At 73.7% G+C, this 19,497-nt stretch carries 15 protein-coding genes; 12 read left to right on the forward strand and 3 right to left on the reverse strand.

Translation table 11 applies throughout. The annotated features are described in order from the left end of the window. Window positions 1-238 precede the first annotated feature (238 nt). Window positions 239-2,746 carry a DEAD/DEAH box helicase gene (locus ACIA6B_RS11150; RefSeq protein WP_396772585.1) on the reverse strand — a complete coding sequence of 836 codons (2,508 nt, stop codon included), beginning with the start codon at window positions 2,744-2,746 and terminating at the stop codon, window positions 239-241. Between the two features lie 128 nt (window positions 2,747-2,874). Between ACIA6B_RS11150 and ACIA6B_RS11155 the strand changes: the two genes are divergently transcribed. From ACIA6B_RS11155 to topA, 6 genes are all read left to right on the forward strand, one after another. After that, window positions 2,875-3,225: an STAS domain-containing protein gene (locus ACIA6B_RS11155; RefSeq protein ID WP_396772586.1), complete on the forward strand. Its 351-nt coding sequence runs from the start codon at window positions 2,875-2,877 to the stop codon at window positions 3,223-3,225. After that, window positions 3,225-3,662, forward strand: a complete 438-nt coding sequence (locus ACIA6B_RS11160; RefSeq protein ID WP_107154712.1) for an ATP-binding protein — start codon at window positions 3,225-3,227, stop codon at window positions 3,660-3,662. The genes ACIA6B_RS11155 and ACIA6B_RS11160 overlap by 1 nt, the downstream gene beginning before the upstream one ends. A 294-nt stretch (window positions 3,663-3,956) precedes the next feature. Continuing rightward, on the forward strand, window positions 3,957-6,305 hold the full coding sequence (locus tag ACIA6B_RS11165) for a sodium-translocating pyrophosphatase (protein ID WP_396772587.1): 2,349 nt from the start codon (window positions 3,957-3,959) through the stop codon (window positions 6,303-6,305). Between the two features lie 101 nt (window positions 6,306-6,406). Further along, window positions 6,407-6,946, forward strand: a complete 540-nt coding sequence (locus ACIA6B_RS11170) for a hypothetical protein (protein ID WP_107154714.1) — start codon at window positions 6,407-6,409, stop codon at window positions 6,944-6,946. Further along, entirely contained in the window at window positions 6,937-7,551 is a 615-nt protein-coding gene (locus tag ACIA6B_RS11175) for a hypothetical protein (protein ID WP_107154715.1), read from the forward strand. Before ACIA6B_RS11170 ends, ACIA6B_RS11175 begins: the two co-directional genes overlap by 10 nt. A gap of 314 nt (window positions 7,552-7,865) precedes the next feature. After that, entirely contained in the window at window positions 7,866-10,712 is a 2,847-nt protein-coding gene (topA, locus tag ACIA6B_RS11180) for a type I DNA topoisomerase (RefSeq protein WP_396772588.1), read from the forward strand. Window positions 10,713-10,762: 50 nt separating this feature from the next. Here topA and ACIA6B_RS11185 read toward each other — a convergent pair whose 3' ends face one another. Then, window positions 10,763-12,079: a D-arabinono-1,4-lactone oxidase gene (locus tag ACIA6B_RS11185; protein ID WP_396772589.1), complete on the reverse strand. Its 1,317-nt coding sequence runs from the start codon at window positions 12,077-12,079 to the stop codon at window positions 10,763-10,765. Between the two features lie 219 nt (window positions 12,080-12,298). Here ACIA6B_RS11185 and ACIA6B_RS11190 point away from each other — a divergent pair, with 219 nt between their 5' ends. Then, window positions 12,299-12,874: a TetR/AcrR family transcriptional regulator gene (locus ACIA6B_RS11190; RefSeq protein ID WP_281943818.1), complete on the forward strand. Its 576-nt coding sequence runs from the start codon at window positions 12,299-12,301 to the stop codon at window positions 12,872-12,874. Window positions 12,875-12,951: 77 nt separating this feature from the next. Here ACIA6B_RS11190 and ACIA6B_RS11195 read toward each other — a convergent pair whose 3' ends face one another. Further along, on the reverse strand, window positions 12,952-14,160 hold the full coding sequence (locus ACIA6B_RS11195; RefSeq protein WP_396772590.1) for an amino acid deaminase/aldolase: 1,209 nt from the start codon (window positions 14,158-14,160) through the stop codon (window positions 12,952-12,954). Between the two features lie 306 nt (window positions 14,161-14,466). Between ACIA6B_RS11195 and tmk the strand changes: the two genes are divergently transcribed. The 5 genes from tmk (at window position 14,467) to ACIA6B_RS11220 (ending at window position 19,339) form a co-directional block, all read left to right on the forward strand. Continuing rightward, window positions 14,467-16,533, forward strand: coding sequence for a dTMP kinase (gene tmk / locus ACIA6B_RS11200; protein WP_396773125.1), 2,067 nt, complete (start codon window positions 14,467-14,469; stop codon window positions 16,531-16,533). Then, a complete protein-coding gene (locus tag ACIA6B_RS11205) occupies window positions 16,530-17,885 on the forward strand; it encodes a DNA polymerase III subunit delta' (protein WP_396772591.1) in 1,356 nt (451 codons plus the stop codon). The genes tmk and ACIA6B_RS11205 overlap by 4 nt, the downstream gene beginning before the upstream one ends. A 149-nt stretch (window positions 17,886-18,034) precedes the next feature. Further along, window positions 18,035-18,364, forward strand: a complete 330-nt coding sequence (locus tag ACIA6B_RS11210) for a YbaB/EbfC family nucleoid-associated protein (protein ID WP_396772592.1) — start codon at window positions 18,035-18,037, stop codon at window positions 18,362-18,364. Between the two features lies 1 nt (window position 18,365). Further along, window positions 18,366-18,671 (forward strand): hypothetical protein, encoded by a 306-nt coding sequence (locus ACIA6B_RS11215; RefSeq protein ID WP_107154722.1) that lies wholly within the window; start codon window positions 18,366-18,368, stop codon window positions 18,669-18,671. Then, window positions 18,671-19,339, forward strand: a complete 669-nt coding sequence (locus ACIA6B_RS11220; RefSeq protein WP_281943499.1) for a hypothetical protein — start codon at window positions 18,671-18,673, stop codon at window positions 19,337-19,339. The genes ACIA6B_RS11215 and ACIA6B_RS11220 overlap by 1 nt, the downstream gene beginning before the upstream one ends. Window positions 19,340-19,497 lie beyond the last annotated feature (158 nt).

Consider the following 19,497-nt stretch of genomic DNA (forward strand, 5'->3'; position numbering starts at 1 on the left):
GCGGCCAGATCTTGCATGAGTCACTCGTCGATCACCGACGTCGAACCCTACCGATACCAATCCCTCCCAGAACCGGCTCACCTATAGAAGCGTCGACGGGGCGGGTGGGGACTGCGGGGTCGAGCATCGGGCAGCCCGTCGGTGAGGGGAACAGTCGTCGCTCGCCGGGTCACCGCGTCGGTGGGCCGAGGTGGTGACGAGTGATGCGGCGAGGTCAGTCCGTCGTGATGCGGTGAGGTCAGTCCGTCGTGATGCGGTCGGTCGCCGATCGCCGGACTGCCCGGTCGTCCTGCCGTGGCAGCAACCCGTCGCGCTCCATCCCTGGACCCAAGCCGTGATCCGCCGCACGGACGCCCGCCGCGTCGCTGTCCCTCGTGCTGCCGGCTGTCGCGTCGCTGGTGGACGTGCTGCTCGACGTGGCGGCGAGGTTGGTGAGCACCACGTCGAGGACCTGGACGGCTTCCGGCTTGGCCAGCGGGTTGTTGCCGTTTCCGCACTTCGGGGACTGGACGCAGGACGGGCACCCGGTCTCGCACCCGCACTCGACGATCGCGTCGCGGGTGGCGCGCAGCCAGGCGGCGGCCGTCCGGTACGCCCGCTCGGCGAAACCCGCCCCGCCGGGGTGACCGTCGTAGACGAACACGGTCGGGGCCTCGGTGTCCGGGTGCAGGGCGGTCGACAACCCGCCGATGTCCCAGCGGTCGCACGTCGCCATCAGCGGCAGCAGTCCGATCGCGGCGTGTTCGGCGGCGTGCAGCGCGCCCGGCACGTCGGCGGCCTCGACGCCGGCACGAGCCAGCGACTCCGGCGAGAGCGTGAACCAGACCGCGACCGTACGCAGCTCGCGGGCGGGCAGGTCCAGCGGGCGGGTGTCGATCACCTCGCCGGTGGCGATGCGCCGGCGCTGGTACGACACCACCTGGCTGGTCACGTCCACCTCGCCGAGGAACAGCCCGACCGGGCCGGCGTCGACGTACGAGCGGACGGACACCACGGACAGCGAGGTGACGTCGCGGGCGTGGGTGGACCAGTCCGGCTCCTCGGCGTGCACCAGCGCGCATCCGTCGGCCAGGTCGAGGGTGTCGACCACGTACGAGACGCCCTGGTGCAGGTAGACCGCGCCGGTGTGGAGCAGGAAGTGCGCGGAGCCGCCGTCGACGGTGCCGAGCAGCCGCCCGGTGGACTCCTCGACCACGCAGACCGGGGCGCCGCCCTCGCCGCGCAGGTCCACCTCGGGGCGTTCCCGGTGCCGCCAGTACCAGCCGGTGGGCCGCTGCCGCAGCGCGCCCGCCTCGACCAGCGAGTCCACCGCCTCCTTCGCACCGTCGCCGAACAGGTCCAGGTCGGCGGCGGTGAGCGGGGTCTCGTGCGCGGCGCAGGCGAGTTGCGGCGCGAGCACGTACGGGTTGGCCGGGTCGAGCACGGTGGCCTCGACGGGACGCCCGAACAGCGCCTCAGGGTGGTGCACGAGGTAGGTGTCGAGCGGGTCGTCGCGGGCCACCAGCACCGCGAGCGCCTCGTCGCCGGAGCGCCCGGCCCGGCCGGCCTGCTGCCAGAGCGAGGCGCGGGTGCCGGGCCAGCCGCAGATCAGCACGGCGTCCAGCCCGACCAGGTCGACGCCGAGTTCGAGCGCGTTGGTGGAGGCGAGCCCGAGCAGGTCGCCGTGCAGCAGTGCCCGTTCCAGCTCGCGACGCTCCTCGCGCAGGTAGCCGGCCCGGTAGGCGGCGACCCGGCCGCCCAGCCCGGGTACCGCCTCGTCGAGCGACCGTCGCGCGTTCGCGGCGACCACCTCGGCGCCCTTGCGGGACCTGACGAACGCGAGCGTGCGGACCCCCTCGACTACGCTGTCGGCGAGCAGGTCGGCGGTCTCCCGCAGCGCGGAGCGCCGGACCTGGACGAGATCAGCGTCAACGGACGAATCGGTGGGCGGCAGCAGCGGCGGCTCCCAGAGCGCGAACGTCACGCCGCCGCGCGGCGACGAGTCCTCGGTGACGGCGGTGACGGGCAGGCCGGTGAGTCGCCCGGCCGCCGTCGCCGGGTCGCCCGACGTGGCCGAGGCCAGCAGGAACACCGGCGTACGCCCGAAGCGGGCGCACTGTCGACGCAACCGCCGCAGCACGTGCGCGACGTGTGAGCCGAAGACGCCCCGGTAGGTGTGGCACTCGTCGACGACGACGTACGCGAGCCGGCGCAGGAAGCCGGACCAGTGGGCGTGCCCGGGCAGGATGCCGTGGTGCAGCATGTCCGGGTTGGTCAGCACGAACCGGGCGTGCCGACGGATCCACTCCCGTTCGGTGCGCGGGGTGTCGCCGTCGTAGGTGGCCGGGCGTACCCCGTCGAGGTCCAGTCCGGCGACGGCGCGGAGCTGGTCGGCGGCGAGCGCCTTGGTCGGAGCCAGGTAGAGCACCGTGGCGCGCGGGTCGGCGAGCAGCGTGCCCAGCGCGGGAAGCTGGTACGCCAGCGACTTGCCGGACGCCGTGCCGGTGGCGACGACGACGTGCTGCCCCGCGTACGCCAGCTCGGCGGCCTCGGCCTGGTGCCGCCACGGCGCGACCACGCCGCGTCGCGCGAACGCCGCCCGCAGCTCCGCGGGCGCCCAGTCGGGCCACGGCGCCGGCTCGCCGACGCGGGCCGGCACCCGCTCGACGTGGGTGACCGGGTCGGTGGCGTGGCGCAGCCGCAACCGGCGCAGCAGCTCGTCCGGCGTACGCCTCGGGCCGGGGCTGTCGTCGGTCACGTCCTGCACTCTCGCACTGGTGTTCGGAATTGGGAACCGCCGGGTGGGGGTATGGGGAGGAGAGCCGGGCCGGTGACCCGAAGCGGTCGCACGGGGGGATGGTTAGATGCCCAGGAGAGTTTACCGAGGAGGGGCCGATGGAGCTGTCGCTGGCGACCCGCGCCGTGGGGGAGCACACGGTGCTCGAGGTCGGCGGTGAGGTGGATGTCTACACCGCACCCCGCCTGCGGGAACGGCTCATCGAGCTGATCGACGCTGGGGCCCGCCACGTGGTGGTGGACCTGGGCCGGGTGGACTTCCTCGACTCGACCGGGCTCGGCGTGTTGGTCGGCGCGCTCAAGCGGCTCCGGGCGGCCGGCGGCTCGTTCGCGCTGGTCTGCGACAAGGAGCCGTTGCTCAAGATCTTCCGCATCACCGCCCTGGATCAGGTCTTCCCGCTGCACCCGACGGTCGACGCGGCCATCGCCGCCGACACCACCGGCGCGTGATGGCCACCGTCAAGCTCTCCTTCTCACCGGCGCCGGTGCACGTGCGCACCGCCCGCCTGGTCGGGGTCGCGGTGGCCCGGCGGGCCGGGGTCCGCGAGGACCTGCTCGACGAGGTGCGGCTGGCCATCGGTGAGGCGTGCACCCGGGCGGTTGCGCTGCACCGGCAGTACGGGCTGGCGGAGCTGGTCTACGTGGAGATGTCCGACGGCGGGCCGTACACGGTGCGGGTGGTGGACCGGGCCCCGATCGAGGCGGGTCTCGGGTTGGCCGCGCTCGGCCCGGACGAACTGGCGAAGGAGTCGCTCAGCGAGGACGCGCTCACCACCGGCGTGGGGTTCGCCCTGCTCGCCGGTTTCGTGGAGGACCTCCAGGTCCGCCCGGTCGACGAGGGTGTCGGCACCGAGGTCCGGATGGCCTGGCCGACCGGCCGCGGCTGATCAGATCGTTCCGCAGGCCGCGTTCCCCGCACGGGGAGCGCGGCCTCGTCGTGTTGACCGGCCTATATATCAGATTTCCTCGCATAACACAGTTACGAAGATCATCGAGACACGGTGCCCCCTCGATGTGACCCTCACCACGCCGGAGGGCTACAGTACCCGGGTTGTCAGCAAGTGATCGCTCCCCGCAGCCAGCGGGAACGGGTGGATGGCGCGCGCTGGCGAGTTCGCATCCAGGCGTCGGCCCGTGCGTCTCCACGAGCCGACGCGAGTGTTCGGTACAGGAGGACACAGATGTCCGGGACCTTGGCCGCCGACGGCGGCGCACTGTCCCTTACCGGAGCCAATGTGACGTACGTCGTCATCGCCGCGGTCATCGCGCTGGTGGCGCTCGTCTTCGCCGCCGCCTTGACCAAGGCGGTACTGGCAGCCGGTACGGGAACCACCAACATGCAGGAGATCTCCGGGGCGGTGCAGGAGGGCGCGTCCGCGTACCTGCTGCGACAGTTCCGCACCCTGGCGATCTTCGTGGTGATCGCCGTCGTGCTGCTGTTCCTGCTGCCGGTGCACGACACCGACGGGAACCAGACGCTGGTGAAGATCGGCCGGTCGGCGTTCTTCGTGGTGGGTGCGCTGTTCAGCGCGTTCATCGGCGGCGCCGGCATGTGGCTGGCCACCCGCGCCAACCTGCGGGTCGCCGCCGCCGCGCGGGAGCGCGAAGGTGGCCGCGAGGGCGCCATGAAGATCGCCTTCCGCACCGGCGGCGTGGTCGGCTTCCTCACCGTCGGCCTCGGCCTGTTCGGCGCGGCGCTCGTCGTCATCCTGTTCCGGGGCGACGCGCCGACCGTGCTGGAGGGCTTCGGCTTCGGCGCCGCGCTGCTGGCCATGTTCATGCGGGTCGGCGGCGGCATCTTCACCAAGGCCGCGGACGTCGGCGCCGACCTGGTCGGCAAGGTCGAGCAGGGCATCCCGGAGGACGACCCGCGCAACGCCGCCACCATCGCCGACAACGTGGGCGACAACGTGGGTGACTGCGCCGGCATGGCCGCCGACCTGTTCGAGTCGTACGCGGTCACGCTTGTCGCCGCGCTGATCCTGGGCCGGGCCGCGTTCGGCGAGGACGGCCTGGTCTTCCCGCTGATCATCTCCACCATCGGCGTGCTGGTCGCCATCGTCGGCGTGTTCATCACCCGGCTGCGCGCCAGCGACCGCAACGGCCTGACCGCGATCAACCGGGCCTTCTACCTCTCCGCGGTGATCTCCGCGGTGCTGGTGGCGATCGCCGCGTTCGCGTACCTGCCGGCCACGTTCGGCGAGCTGGAGGGCGGGCTGACCGACGTCGACCGCAACCCGCGGCTGGTGGCCATCGGCGCGGTCGTGATCGGCATCGTGCTGGCCGCCGCGATCCAGGCGCTGACCGGCTACTTCACCGAGACCAACCGCCGCCCGGTGCAGGACATCGGCAAGAGTTCGCAGACCGGCGCCGCCACCGTCATCCTGGCCGGCATCAGCGTCGGCCTGGAGTCGGCGGTCTACTCGGCGCTGCTGATCGGCGCCGGCGTCTTCGGCGCGTTCCTGCTCGGCGGCAGCTCGATCACGCTGTCGCTGTTCGCGGTCGCGCTGGCCGGCACCGGCCTGCTCACCACCGTCGGCGTCATCGTCGCGATGGACACGTTCGGCCCGATCTCGGACAACGCGCAGGGCGTGGCCGAGATGTCCGGCGACATCGACGAGCACGGCGCGCGCACGCTCACCGAGCTGGACGCGGTCGGCAACACCACCAAGGCGATCACCAAGGGCATCGCGATCGCCACCGCGGTGCTGGCCGCGACCGCGCTGTTCGGCTCGTACACCGACACGCTGCGGACCTCGTACTCCGACGCGGGTGTGGGCGACGTCGGCACCGAGATCCTCAACGCGCTGAACGTGGCCAACCCGCGCAACCTGGTCGGCCTCATCATCGGCGCGGCGGTGGTCTTCCTCTTCTCCGGCCTGGCCATCAACGCGGTCTCCCGCTCGGCTGGCGCCGTGGTGATGGAGGTCCGCCGGCAGTTCCGCGAGCTGCCCGGCATCATGGACCGCACCCAGCGACCGGAGTACGGCAAGGTCGTGGACATCTGCACCCGGGACGCGCAGCGCGAGCTGATGACCCCCGGCCTGCTGGCCATTTTGGCCCCGATCGCGGTCGGCTTCGGCCTCGGCCCGGGCGCGCTCGCCTCCTACCTGGCCGGCGCGATCGGCGCGGGCACGCTGATGGCGGTCTTCCTGGCCAACTCCGGCGGCGCCTGGGACAACGGCAAGAAGCTGGTCGAGGACGGCGCGTACGGCGGCAAGGGCTCCGAGGCGCACGCCGCCACCGTCATCGGCGACACCGTCGGTGACCCGTTCAAGGACACCGCCGGCCCGGCGATCAACCCGCTGATCAAGGTGATGAACCTGGTCTCGCTGCTGATCGCCCCGGCCGTGGTGGCCTGGAGCGTGGGCGACGACAAGAACCCGGCGCTGCGGATCACGATCGCCGTGGTGGCCGCGTTGATCATCGCGGCGGCGGTGGTGTTCAGCAAGCGCAAGGGCGTGGCCATGGACAGCTCGGACCACGGTGCGGGCACCTCGGACCAGCACCCGGAGACGGTGGGCGCCTGACCGACGGGACGGTTCCCGGCCGGCCCCGGTCGGCCGGGAACCGTCCCGTGCACGAAACCTGACCGGTGGCGGTTCCCCCCGGAGGTCGTACGCTGCTTCGCATGCGTACGCGCCGGGCGGCAACCGCCGGAAAGCTCACGGTGGTCCTGGCCACGCTGGTCCTCGTCGCCGCCGGCTGCGGCGGGCCCAGTCCTCGGGCCTGGGCCGCGTCGGTGTGCCAGGCGCTCACCCCGTGGCGCGCGGAGATCTCCAAGCTGACCAGCAGCACCCGGCAGCAGATGACCGCGCAGACCACCCCGCCGCAGGCCAAGGAGAACCTGGTGCGGTTGTTCGCCGGGGCGGAGCAGGCCAGCGAGACGGCCCGACGCAAGGTCGAGGAGGCGGGCGTGCCGGAGGTCGACCACGGCCCCGAGGTCTCCGCCGGGTTCCGTGGCTCGCTGAGCAAGATGCGGGACGCGTACGGGCGGGCCCGGACCACCATCGACCGGCTCGACACCGCCCAGGCCGGCCCGTTCTACGACGGCGTGCGCGCCGCCGTGGACACCCTGAACCAGGAGTACGACGCGAGCGCGCTGGACACCAGCAAACTCAACTCACCCGAGCTCAAAGAGGCCTTCGACGAGGTCCCGGAGTGTCGCTGACGCCACCCTCCCCGAATCCGAACCCGGCCCGCCAGCCCTCGCTGTTCTCCACCGAGGCGGCCGATCCCGCGCTGGCGGACCTCGCCGGCCTGCTCGCCGGGCCGGGTGAGGTGGTGCGGATGGGCGGCACGGCCCGGCTCTCCGTGGTGGTGGACGCGGCCTGGCGGGTGCACGTGCTGGTGGCCGAGCTGGGTGCCCGGGGTGTGCCGGCGGGCTGGGAGCCGACCGGGGACGGCCGGTACCGGGTGCGTACCGCGTACGCGAGCACGTTGACGCCGCTCGCCCGGGGCTGGCTGCTCGGCGCGGTGAAGCGACCGCCGGCCCGGTTCCACCTCGACGGGCGGCGGTTGCGGCTCTGGGCCGCCGCGGCCGGGGCCGCCGAACCGGCCGGGTTCCGGCTCGGGCTCGGCCCGGCCGACGAGCAGTGCTGGCCGGCGGTGCGCGCCGCGCTGGCCGTGGTGGGGCTGCCGGCCGCGTTCGTGGAGCCGGGCGAGGGCGGGCCGGCGTACCGGATCGGTGGGCGGCGGGTGACCCGGCTGGCGGAGCTGGTGGGGGAACGGCCGCCGGCCGCGCCGGCCGCCGACTGGCCGGGCCCGCACGGCTGACCCGTCGGCGCAACCCCGCCGGCTGTCCGATCGCCGACCGTCCCGGCGGCGGTTTGCGCAGGAATTCGACTGGAGCCGCCTCCGCCGGGGGGTGTGTGATCGTCACAGTGACCCGCCCGGCGCCCTACCCACGGTGTACGGTGGCGCCGTCCGGCAGGGTGCGGCCGGCGACCGCCGGGGAGGTGGCCCGTTCGCCGCCCACGAAACCCGGGGCGCGGACGGCGCGTTACGTTGGACGTCCGGGCCGACCGTGGTCCGGGCGGTGCAACACGGCCCGGAGCGGGCGTGGCGTAGGAGTGAGGTCGGGGAGAGACGTGCCGAGCAACGCTGGAACCACCCGTCTGGTCATCGTCGAGTCACCGGCGAAGGCCAAGACGATCTCGGGCTACCTCGGCCCGGGGTACGTCGTGGAGGCCAGCTTCGGCCACGTCCGGGACCTGCCCCGCAACGCCGCCGACGTGCCGGCGAAGTACAAGGGCGAGCCGTGGGCGCGGCTCGGCGTCGACGTCGACAACGGCTTCCACGCGCTCTACGTGGTCTCGGCCGACCGCCGCCAGCAGATCAACAAGCTGGTGAAGCTGGCCAAGGAGGTCGACGAGATCTTCCTGGCCACGGATGAGGACCGCGAGGGCGAGGCGATCGCCTGGCACCTGGTGGAGACGCTCAAGCCCAAGGTGCCGGTCAAGCGGATGGTCTTCCACGAGATCACCAAGCCGGCCATCCAGGCTGCGGTGGCCAACCCCCGGGAGATCGACCGCGACCTGGTCGACGCCCAGGAGGCCCGGCGCATCCTGGACCGGCTCTACGGCTACGAGGTCTCCCCGGTGCTGTGGAAGAAGGTCATGCCGAAGCTCTCGGCGGGCCGGGTGCAGTCCGTGGCGACCCGGATCGTGGTCGAGCGGGAGCGCCAGCGGATGGCGTTCCGCACCGCCGAGTACTGGGACATCCTGGCCACCCTGGCGGTGGCGAAGCCGGGCGAGGGTCCGCGTACGTTCAACGCCACGCTCGTCGCGCTGAACGGCGACCGGATCGCCACCGGCAAGGACTTCGAGCCGACCACGGGTCGCGTCCGGCCCGGCGCCGGGGTGGTCCACCTCGACGAGGGCGGGGCCAGAGGGCTTGCCGCCCGGCTGGCGGACCGGCCGTTCACGGTCACCCGGGTCGAGGAGAAGCCCTACCGCCGACGCCCGTACGCGCCGTTCATCACCTCCACGCTCCAGCAGGAGGCGGCCCGCAAGCTGCGGTTCTCGTCCCAGCAGACGATGCGCACCGCGCAGCGGCTCTACGAGAACGGCTACATCACCTACATGCGTACCGACTCGGTGAACCTGTCGGAGACCGCCATCGCGGCGGCCCGCCGGCAGATCGTCGAGCTGTACGGCGAGCGCAGCGTGCCGCCGGAGCCCCGCCGCTACACCGGCAAGGTGAAGAACGCGCAGGAGGCGCACGAGGCGATCCGCCCGGCGGGCGACAACTTCCGCACCCCGGGCGACGTGGCCAAGGAGCTGTCCGGCGAGGAGTTCAAGCTCTACGAGCTGATCTGGCGGCGCACCATCGCCTCGCAGATGACCGACGCGGTCGGGTCCAGCGTGTCGGTGCGCATCCGGGCCGTCTCCTCCGCGCAGGAGGAGGCCGACTTCGGCGCCACCGGCAAGACCATCACCGACCCGGGCTTCCTGCGCGCGTACGTCGAGTCGAGCGACGACGAGAACGCCGAGGCGGAGGACGCCGAGCGGCGGCTGCCCACCCTGGTCAAGGACCAGCCGCTGACCGCCGACGAACTGGCCGCGCAGGGCCACCACACCCAGCCGCCGTCGCGCTACACGGAGGCGTCGCTGGTCAAGGCGCTGGAGGAGCTGGGCATCGGCCGCCCCTCCACGTACGCCTCGATCATGCAGACCATCCAGGACCGCGGGTACGTCACCAAGCGCGGCCAGGCGATGATCCCGACGTTCCTGGCGTTCGCGGTGATCGGGCTGATGGAGCGGCACTACCCGCGCCTGATCGACTACGACTTCACCGCCAGCATGGAGAACGAGCTGGACGAGATCGCCGGCGGCGACCACGCCGCCGTCGACTTCCTCACCTCGTTCTACTTCGGCAGCGCCAACGGCGCCGGCGACCAGGCCATCGCGCACGCCGGTGGGCTGAAGAAGCTGGTCACCGAGAACCTCAGCGAGATCGACGCGCGCAGCGTCAACTCGATCCCGCTGTTCACCGACGACGAGGGGCGCGAGGTCGTCGTCCGGGTCGGCCGGTACGGCCCGTACCTCCAGCGCGCGCTGCCCGGCGAGCAGCCGGCGCCGGCCGCCCCGGCCGAGGGCGAGGAGGGCGGCTCCCAGGGCGACCGGGCGCCGATCCCGGAGGGCCTGGCGCCCGACGAGCTGACCCCGGAGAAGGTGCACGAGCTGTTCCTCGGCGGCGGGGGCGAGCGCAAGCTCGGCGACGACCCGTCGACCGGCGAGCCGATCCTGCTGAAGTCCGGCCGGTTCGGCCCGTACGTGGCCAGCGGGGAGCGCAAGTCGTCGCTGCTGCGTTCGCAGTCGCCGGACGACCTCACGCTGGAGCAGGCGCTGCGGCTGCTCAGCCTGCCCCGGCTGGTGGGCGTGGCCCCGGACGGCGGGGAGGTCCTCGCCAACAACGGCCGCTACGGCCCGTACGTCAAGCGGGGCGACGAGTTCCGTTCGCTGGACTCGGAAGACAAGATGTTCACCGTCACGCTGGACGAGGCGCTGGCGCTGCTGGCCGCCCCGAAGACCCGCCAGCGCCGGGCCGCCGCGCCGCCGCTGCGGGAGATGGGCGTCGACCCGCTCACCGAGAAGCCGCTGGTGATCAAGGATGGGCGCTTCGGGCCGTACGTCACGGACGGGGAGACCAACGCGTCGCTGCGGCGCGCGCAGACGCCGGAGGCGCTGACGCTGGAGGAGGCGTCGGAGATGCTCGCCGAGAAGCGGGCGAAGGGCCCGGCGCCGAAGAAGAAGGCCACCAAGAAGGCCGCTCCGGCCAAGAAGACCACGGCCGCGAAGAAGACCACCGCCACCGCGAAGAAGACCACGGCCGCGGCGAAGAAGACGACGGCCGCCACGAAGACCACGGCCGCGAAGAAGGCCCCGGCGAAGAAGGCCGCCCCGAAGAAGGCGACCTCAACCCCGAAGGAGTAAATCTTGGTACGCCTCCGTCCCTGCTGGGGCGGGCGCGTACCAAGATCTCGTCAGGAGCCGAGGACCTGCTTCAGGTAGGGGTTCGTGAAGAGGTTCTGCGGGTCCAGGCGGGCGCGGAGGGACTGGAACGCGGCGAACTTCGGGTAGGCGGAGGCCAGCGAGGCGGCGTCGCGCCAGTGCAGCTTGCCCCAGTGCGGGCGACCGCCCAGCTCGGTGGCCACCTGCTCGAACGCGCGGAAGTACGGCTCGTACGGCATCCCCACGTACTGGTGGACCGCCACGTACGCGGAGTCCCGCCCGTACGAGTGGGAGAGCCAGATGTCGTCGGCGGCGGTGAACCGCACCTCGACCGGGAACAGCACCTTGAACGGCAGCCGGTCCACGATCCGGCGCAGTTCGGCCAGCGCGGTGGGCAGCGCGTCGCGCGGCAGGCCGTACTCCATCTCCACGAACCGGACCCGGCGCGGGGTGCAGAAGACCCGGTCGGAGCGGCCGGTGTAGGTGCGTTCGGTGAGCGCCCGGGCGGAGACGGCGCTGATGCCGGGCGCGAGCGCCGGCACCGCGCGGCCGAGGCGGCAGGCCCCGGCGAAGACGGTGTTGGCGAGGAACTCGTCGTCCAGCCAGCCGCGCCAGCGGGGCAGCGGCCGGTCGTCGGCGGGCGCCCGGTCGTTGGTCTTGACCTGCACCCGGTCCGTGTACGGGAACCAGTAGAACTCGGCGTGGTCGTGCGCCTGGTAGAGGCCGGGCAGGTCGGCCAGCACCTCGGCGAGCGCGGCCGGCCGTTCGTGTGCGCGCAGCACGAAGGCGTCCACGCAGCGCAGCGTGACCTCGACCAGGATGCCGACCGCGCCGAGCCCGACCCGCGCGGCGGCGAACACGTCGGGGTGCTCGTCGGCGGAGCAGCGCAGCACCTCGCCGGTGCCGGTGACCAGCGTCAGGCCGGCCACGAACGTGGAGAGGCAGCCGAGTGTCGCGCCGGTGCCGTGGGTGCCGGTGGAGATCGCGCCGGCGACGGTCTGCGCGTCGATGTCGCCGAGGTTGGGCACCGCCAGCCCGTGCCCGGCGAGCAGGTCGTTGAGCGCGTGCAGCGTCATTCCGGCCGGTACGGTGACCAGGCGGCGCGCCACGTCGACGGTGACGTCGGTCGCCAGGTCGGCGAGGTCGAGCCGGTGCCCGTCGGCGACGGCGGTGGCGGTGAAGGAGTGACCGCTGCCGACCGCCCTGATGGTGGCGCCGGCGGCGGCGGCGCGGCGGACCGCCTCGGCGACGTCCGCCACGCTCCGGGGTCGCGCGGTGACCAGTGCCGTGCTGCGTTGGTTGCCGGCCCAGTTGGACCAGTCGGCGGGGCTACCGGCCATGGCGAACACTCCTCGACATGAATATGAACTGAATTCATATCAGGAACGTTGTGCCTGGTAAATACCGCAATCGAGGTCGGCTCGTTGTACCGGTAGTCACAGACTCGTGACGTGCGGATATGTTCAACCGTCGAAGGGGGGTGGCGCCGAGTGTCCACACCAGCTGCCACGACCGGGCCGCTGCGTCGGGTACCGGTGCAGGGTCGAAGTGTCGCGCGGGTCCAGCGGATGCTGGACGCCTGCGCCGAGCTCGTCGACGAGGTGGGGTACGAGGGGTTGACCACGACCCTGCTCGCCGAGCGTGCCGAGGTGGCGATCGGGTCGGTCTACCAGTTCTTTCCGGACAAGCGGGCGATCGTGCAGGCGCTGACGTTGCGGACCATGGAGTCCTACCTCCAGCGGCTCGACGAGCGCTTCGCCTCGGACGACCTGACCCACTGGTGGGACGGGGTCGACGCGGCGATCGACGAGTACATCTCGATGCACCGCACGGTGCCCGGTTTCCGTACCCTGCACTTCGGCGACGTGGTCGACCTGCACCTGCTGGACGACCAGCGTGACAACAACGGGGTCATCGCGGAGCAACTCGCCCGCGTGCTCACCGAGCGGTTCGGTCTGGCCGGCGTGCCCGACCTGCGGTTCCACCTGGAGGTCGCGGTGGAGGCCGCCGACGCCCTGATCAAGCTGGCGTTCCGTCGCCGTGCCGACGGCGACGAGCGGGTGCTGGTCGAGGCGAAGGCGCTCATCCGGGAGTACCTGCACCGTCAGGTCGACGCCCCGACCGAGGCCGTCCCACAGGGCTGAGCGGCACACCGAGCGGCGGGTTCCGAGAGTGCGCCGGGGCCCGCCGTCGTCATGTCCCGACCTGTGCTCCTGCCCGGTCAGAGGAACGCGTGGCCCTCGCCCCGGTAGGTGGGCACGGTCGCCACCACGGCGTCGCCGTCGACCAGGTGCACCTCGTTGACGTGCTCGCACACCTCGCCCGCCTTGGCGTGGCGGAACCACACCCGGTCGCCGACCCGCAGGTCGTCCGCGGCGTCGCCGGCGAGCGGGGTCTGCACCTCGCCCGCGCCCTCCGCGCCGAGCAGCTTCAGCCCTTCCGGCAGCCACGGCCGGGGCAGCCGGCTCTCCGCCGCCGGGCCGGAGGCGATCCAGCCGCCGCCGAGCACGGTGGCCAACCCGGGCGCCGGCCGGCGGACCACCGCGCAGGCGAAGAACGCCGCCGGGGTGGGCCGCCAGGCGCGGTACGCGTCGAACAGCGTCGGGCCGTACAGGCCGGAGCCGGCGGTGACCTCGGTGACCGCCGGGTCGGCGCTGGTGGCGGCCACGCTGCCGGTGCCGCCGCCGTTGACGAACTCCAGGTCGGCGTGCTCGCGTACCGCGGCGACCGCGGCCGAGCGGCGGGCCAGCAGTTCCCGGTACGACCCGCGCTGCGCGACCCGGATCGCCGAGCCGAGCGCCGCCTGCCCGGGCGGGGCGTCCCCGAGACCGGCGATCTGTGCCTCGTACGACATCAGGCCGACCAGCCGGAAGCCCGGCCGGCCGGCGACGGCGGCGGCGAGCGCGCCGGCCGCCCGGGCGCTGTGTACCGGGGAGCGGCGCACGCCGACGTGCACCCGGCCCCGCAACGGTCGCCAGGAGGCGTCCAGGTCGAGGCAGACGCGCAGCGCGGGCCGACTGCCCGGCGGGCACACCCGGTCGATCAGGTCGAGCTGCCCGGCGTCGTCGACCATGAGCGTGACCGCGTCGGCGAGCGCCCGGTCGGCGGCCAGTTCGGCGAGCGCCCCCCGGTGGGCGGTCGGGTACGCGACCAGCACGTCGTCGGCGACGCCGGTGCGGGCGAGCCAGAGCGCCTCGGGCAGCGTGAAGGCCATCACACCGCGCCAGCCGGGGCGCTTGAGCGCGCGGGTGAGCAGCTCGCGGACCCGCACCGACTTGCTCGCCACGCGCAGCGGCTTGCCCCCGGCCCGGCCGGACAGCGCGTCGGCGTTGTCATCGAAGGAGGAGAGGTCGACCACCGCGTACGGCGGGTCGAGGTGGGCGGTCGCCCGGTCGAGACGATCGCGAAGTTCGGCACGGTCGATGGCCACGTCTGCACGCTAACTGTCCGGACGGCAATGCGAAATACCCTCGCGTCTGTCCGGGCTGCGGGTGGTGGCCCCGGCGGCCTAGGCTCGGCGAACAGGCGATGTCACGGGGGGCGAGACCCCCCGCGCGGCTAGAGTGTTCCACCGGGGATGCCCAGACCTGGGCCGGCACGTGGAGGTACGGCCATCGAAAGCCAGAAGAACGGCGAGTCGTCCGGCGTGTCGTCGTCCGGGACAGCCGCCGACCGGTCCGGGTTCGCCGCCATCCGCTCGGTGCTGCGCATCCGGCCGTTCCGCAGGCTGTGGATCGTGCTCAGCGCCGCCTCCTTCGGCGACTGGCTCGGCCTGCTCGCCACCGCCCTGTTCGCCGCCTCGCAGGTCTCCGGCAGCACCGCCCAGGGCGCGGCGTTCGGCGGCGTCACCGCGATCCGGCTGCTGCCGGCGCTGGTGCTCGGCCCGGTGGCGGGCGTCTTCGCCGACCGGTTCGACCGCCGGTGGACGATGGTCATCTGCGACCTGCTGCGCTTCGTGCTGTTCGCCTCGATCCCGCTCTACGCGCTCACCGGCGCGGCGGGCGGCCTGGTGGTCGGCTGGGCGCTGATCGCCACGTTCCTGATCGAGTCGATCACGTTGCTGTGGATCCCGGCCAAGGAGGCGGCGGTCCCCAACCTGATCCCGCGTACCCGGCTGGAGGCCGCCAACCAGCTCACGCTGATCACCACGTACGGCCTGACCCCGGTGGCCGCCGCCGTCGCGCTGGCGGTGCTGACCCGCGGCCTGCCCGGCGCGCTCGGCGGCAACCTGCCCGACTGGGCCCAGCCGGCCCAGCTCGCGCTCTGGTTCAACGCCTTCTCCCGGCTGGCCACCGCGCTGGTGGTGGCGTTCGGGATCAAGGAGATCAGCGAGGCCCAACGCGGCGAGGCCCAACGCACCGAGCAGAGCATGTTCCGCCAGTTCGCCGACGGCTGGAAGTTCATCGGCCAGACGCCGCTGGTCCGTGGCCTGGTGCTGGGCATCTTCGGCGCGTTCGCCGGCGGCGGCATCGTGGTCGGCACCGGCAAGTTCTTCGCCAACTCGCTCGGCGCCGGCGACGCCGCGTTCTCGCTGCTCTTCGGCGCGATCTTCGTCGGCCTGGCGCTCGGCATCGGGCTGGGGCCGATGGTCGTACGGGACATGTCCCGCCGCCGCTGGTTCGGCATGAGCATCGTGCTGGCCAGCGCCTCCGTGCTGGTGCTGGCGTTCGCCATCCACCTGTCCATGGCCATCCTCGGCGCGATCCTGGTCGGCGCCGGCGCCGGCATGGCGTTCCTGGCCGGCACCACGCTGCTCGGCGGCGAGGTCGCCGACGAGGTGCGCGGCCGGGTCTTCGCGGTGGTGCAGATCGGCACCCGGCTGGTGCTGATCCTGGCCATCGCGCTGAGCAGCCTCCTGGTCGGTGTCGGCGGCTCCCGCCAGCTCACCATCGCCGACCTGGGCATCTCCATCTCCTCGACCCGCCTGCTGCTGCTCGCCGCCGGCGCGGCCGGCATCTTCGCCGGGATCAGCGCGTTCGGCCAGATGGACGACAAGAAGGGCGTGCCGGTCCTGGCCGACCTCTGGGGCTCGATCCGGGGCCGCCCGCTGATGCCGGCCGAGTCGTTCGTCTCCTCCGGCCTCTTCGTGGTCTTCGAGGGCGGCGAGGGCGCCGGCAAGTCCACCCAGCTCGCCGCGCTCGCCGAGCGGCTGCGCGGCGACGGGCGGGACGTGGTGGTCACCCGCGAGCCGGGCGCCACCGGGGTCGGTGAGCGGATCCGCTCGCTGGTGCTGGGCACCACCTCCGACGACGCGCCGTCGCCGCGTGCCGAGGCGCTGCTCTACGCCGCCGACCGGGCCCACCACGTGGCCACCGTGGTCCGCCCGGCGCTGGTGCGGGGCGCGGTGGTGATCAGTGACCGGTACGTCGACTCGTCGCTGGCGTACCAGGGCGCCGGCCGGACGCTGCCGGTGGACGAGGTCTCGTGGCTCTCCTCCTGGGCCACCGGAGGGCTCAAGCCCGACCTGGTGGTCCTGCTCGACGTCGAGCCGCACACCGGGCTCGGCCGGGTGGCGGCCCGCCGGGAGGGCGCCGACCGGCTGGAGGCCGAGTCGCTGGCGTTCCACGAGCGGGTCCGGTACGCGTTTCTCGACCTGGCCGCCGGCGACCCGAAGCGTTACCTGGTCCTCGACGCGTCCCGCCCGGCCGAGGAGATCGCCGACGCGGTCGCCCGCCGGGTGGACGAGTTCCTCGTCGACCCGGCCGGCATCGTGCACCCGCGTCCGGCCCAGGGCCCGGACACCTCGGTCCAGCCCGAGTTATCCGAATCGGAGCTGGTGACGATGGAGCAACGCCGACAATGACCGACGTCTTCGGCGATCTGGTCGGGCAGGACGAGGCGGTGGCCACGCTGCGGCACGCCGCCGCCTCGGCCGCCGCGCTGCTGCGCGCCGCCACCCTCGGGGCGGCCGGCGCGGGCGCCCCGACCGGCGGCGGAGACCCCGACGGGTACGACGACCTCGACGCGCTCGCCGAGCAGTTCGACGGGCCGGGCGACCCGGACGGGCCCGGTGTGACCGGCGACCCGGGCGCGACGGCCCCCACCGCCGACCCCGTCTCCGCCGACCCCGGCGCCGGGATGACGCACGCGTGGATCTTCACCGGGCCACCCGGTTCCGGCCGGTCGGTGGCCGCCCGGGCGTTCGCCGCCGCGCTCCAGTGCGTGCACGGCACCGGCTGCGGTCGCTGCCCCGGCTGTCACACCACGCTGGCCGGCACCCACGCCGACGTGCGGCTCGTGGTGCCCGAGGGGCTCTCCATCGGTGTCGGCGAGATGCGCGCGCTGGTGCTGCGGGCGGCGAGCACGCCCTCCGGCGGTCGCTGGCAGATCGTGATCATCGAGGACGCCGACCGGCTCACCGAGGCCGCCGGCAACGCGTTGCTCAAGGCGGTCGAGGAGCCGCCTCCGCGTACGGTTTTCCTGCTCTGCGCCCCGTCCACGCACCCGGACGACGTCTCGGTGACCATCCGGTCGCGGTGCCGGGTCGTGCCGCTGCGCCAGCCACCGGCCGGCGCGGTGGCCGAGGTGCTGGTCCGTCGGGACGGCATCGCCCCGGACGTGGCCGAGTGGGCCGCCGCAGCCGCGCAGGGGCACGTGGGTCGGGCCCGGCGGCTGGCCCGCGACCCGGAGGCCCGGCAGCGGCGGGACGCCGTGCTGGCCGTGCCGCGCCGGCTCACCGGCGTGGGCGCCGCGTTCGACGCCGCCTCGGCGCTGATCGAGGCCGCCGAGGCGGAGGCCGCCGCCTCGGTCGCCGAGGCCGACGAGGCGGAGCGGGCGGCGTTGCAGACCGCGCTGGGCGCCGGCGGCACCGGCCGGGGTGCGGCCGGGGCCATGCGGGGTGCCGCCGGCCAGCTCAAGGACCTGGAGAAGCGGCAGAAGTCGCGGGCCACCCGGGCCCAGCGGGACGCGCTGGACCGGGCGCTCGTCGACCTGGCCGGCTTCTACCGGGACGCGCTCACCATGGCGCTGCGGGCGCCGGTCGCCCCGGTGCACACCGACACCGCGACGCTGGCCGCCGCCGGCGCCCAGAAGTGGGACGCCGAGGGCTCGCTGCGCCGCCTGGAGGCGGTGCTGGAGTGCCGGGCGGCGATCGAGACGAACGTCAAGCCGCGGATCGCGGTCGAGGCGATGATGTTGTCGCTCTGGCGGGGCTGACCCACCCCACCCCACGCTGTCCACAGGGCATCGACACGCGCGATTGACGTGCGGTACGGTCCGGGGAATGCCGTGGTCACCGAGGCGGCACACTCAGTGAGGGTGGCGTCGGGGTGGGGCGGCGGCGCCGACCGGGGAGGAGTCCGCCGATGGCGCGGGGGGAGATCGACGAGGCCTGGATCGAGGAGGCGGTGCGGCGTTACCGCCGCATCGAGACGCTCCAGGCCGAGTTCGACCAGGCGGTCGCCACGGTGGAGGTCACGGTCCGTTCACCCGACGGGCTCGTCGAGGTGGTGGTCACGGCCGGTGGGCGGATCACCGACGTGCGCTTCCTCGGCCCGCTGCACCAGCGCAACCCGCGTGACGTGGCCGGTTCGGTGCGGGCCGCGGTGAGCGCCGCCGCGGACGCGGCCCAGTGGGCCCGGGAGAAACTGCACAACGAGACGTTCGCGGCCTACCGGCCGCTCGCGGGAGCCTGACATGGAATCGCTCCGTGCGCTGGCCGCCCGCCTCGACGAGGCCGCCGCCGGTCTCACCACGTTGGCCCGCACCGTGCCCGCCACCGACCCGCCGCACCCCGCGTTCGGCGCCCACGCGGCCGGCCGGCCCGGCGAGGTCGGGCGCGCGCTGCACCGGCAGTGGACCGCCGCCACCGCCGACCGGGCCCGCGAGGCACAGGCGGCCGCGAACCGGCTGGCCGCCGCCGCGGCGGCGCTGCGCAGCGCCGCCGAGCGCTACGCGGCCACCGACGACGCCGTCGTCCGCCGGCTGGCCCGGGAGGCCTGATGGACGCGCTGGACCGTCTCGCCGAGCCGGGCCTCGACCTGCTCACCCGCGTCGACGCGCTGCTCGCCGCCGGCGCGCCCGAGGGCCACCGGCTCTGGCCGCTGCTGCGCCGGATGCAGGTGCTCCCCGGCGTGGCCGTGCGGGAGTTCCTCGAACTGCACCCGGCGCCGCTGACCGGCGCCGGCCACGCCGTGCGCCGGCTCGTCCGGGGGTACGACGACACCTGCGCCGTGCTCACCGACCCGGTCGCCTGGTCCGGGTCCGCCGCGTCGGCCTACGACGAGGCGCGCACCGCCCTGCTCCGGCATCTCGACGAGGGGCCGGAGAGCCTGGTCGGGCGGCTGGAGTCGACCGCGGGCTACGCGGACGCGCTGGCCGGCTGGGTGGAGAGCAGCCGGGCCGCCCTGGCGCGGGCGCTCGCCGAGGTGGTCGGCTCGGCCGAGGCGGTCGCCGTGCACGCCGCGAGCCGGCCGGGCGTCGAGGCCGGCCCGGTCGGCGCGTCGGCGGCGGCCGAGATCGCCACCCGGGTGCTGGGGGTCCTCGGGGTGGCCTACGACGGGGCCGAGACGCTGCTGCGCCAGTGGGGGCCGAGCCTGACGGAGACGACCTGGCGGGACCGCGCCGTCTCCGCGCCGCGCTACGGCGGCACCACCCGGATCGGCTACTGACGGCCCACGGCGTCGCACGCCGCTCCGACCGTGGCCGGGCACCGGCGTGCGACGCCGTGGTCTTCCCCTGCACCCCCCGCAGGTATGCCTTCACTCAACGCGGTGGATGGGCGTTTGTCCCGGGGGCGGCTCAGGTTTCAACCGTCCGGGCGAGGCGC

Source organism: Micromonospora sp. NPDC051141, assembly GCF_044455765.1.
Taxonomy (GTDB): Bacteria; Actinomycetota; Actinomycetes; order Mycobacteriales; family Micromonosporaceae; genus Micromonospora.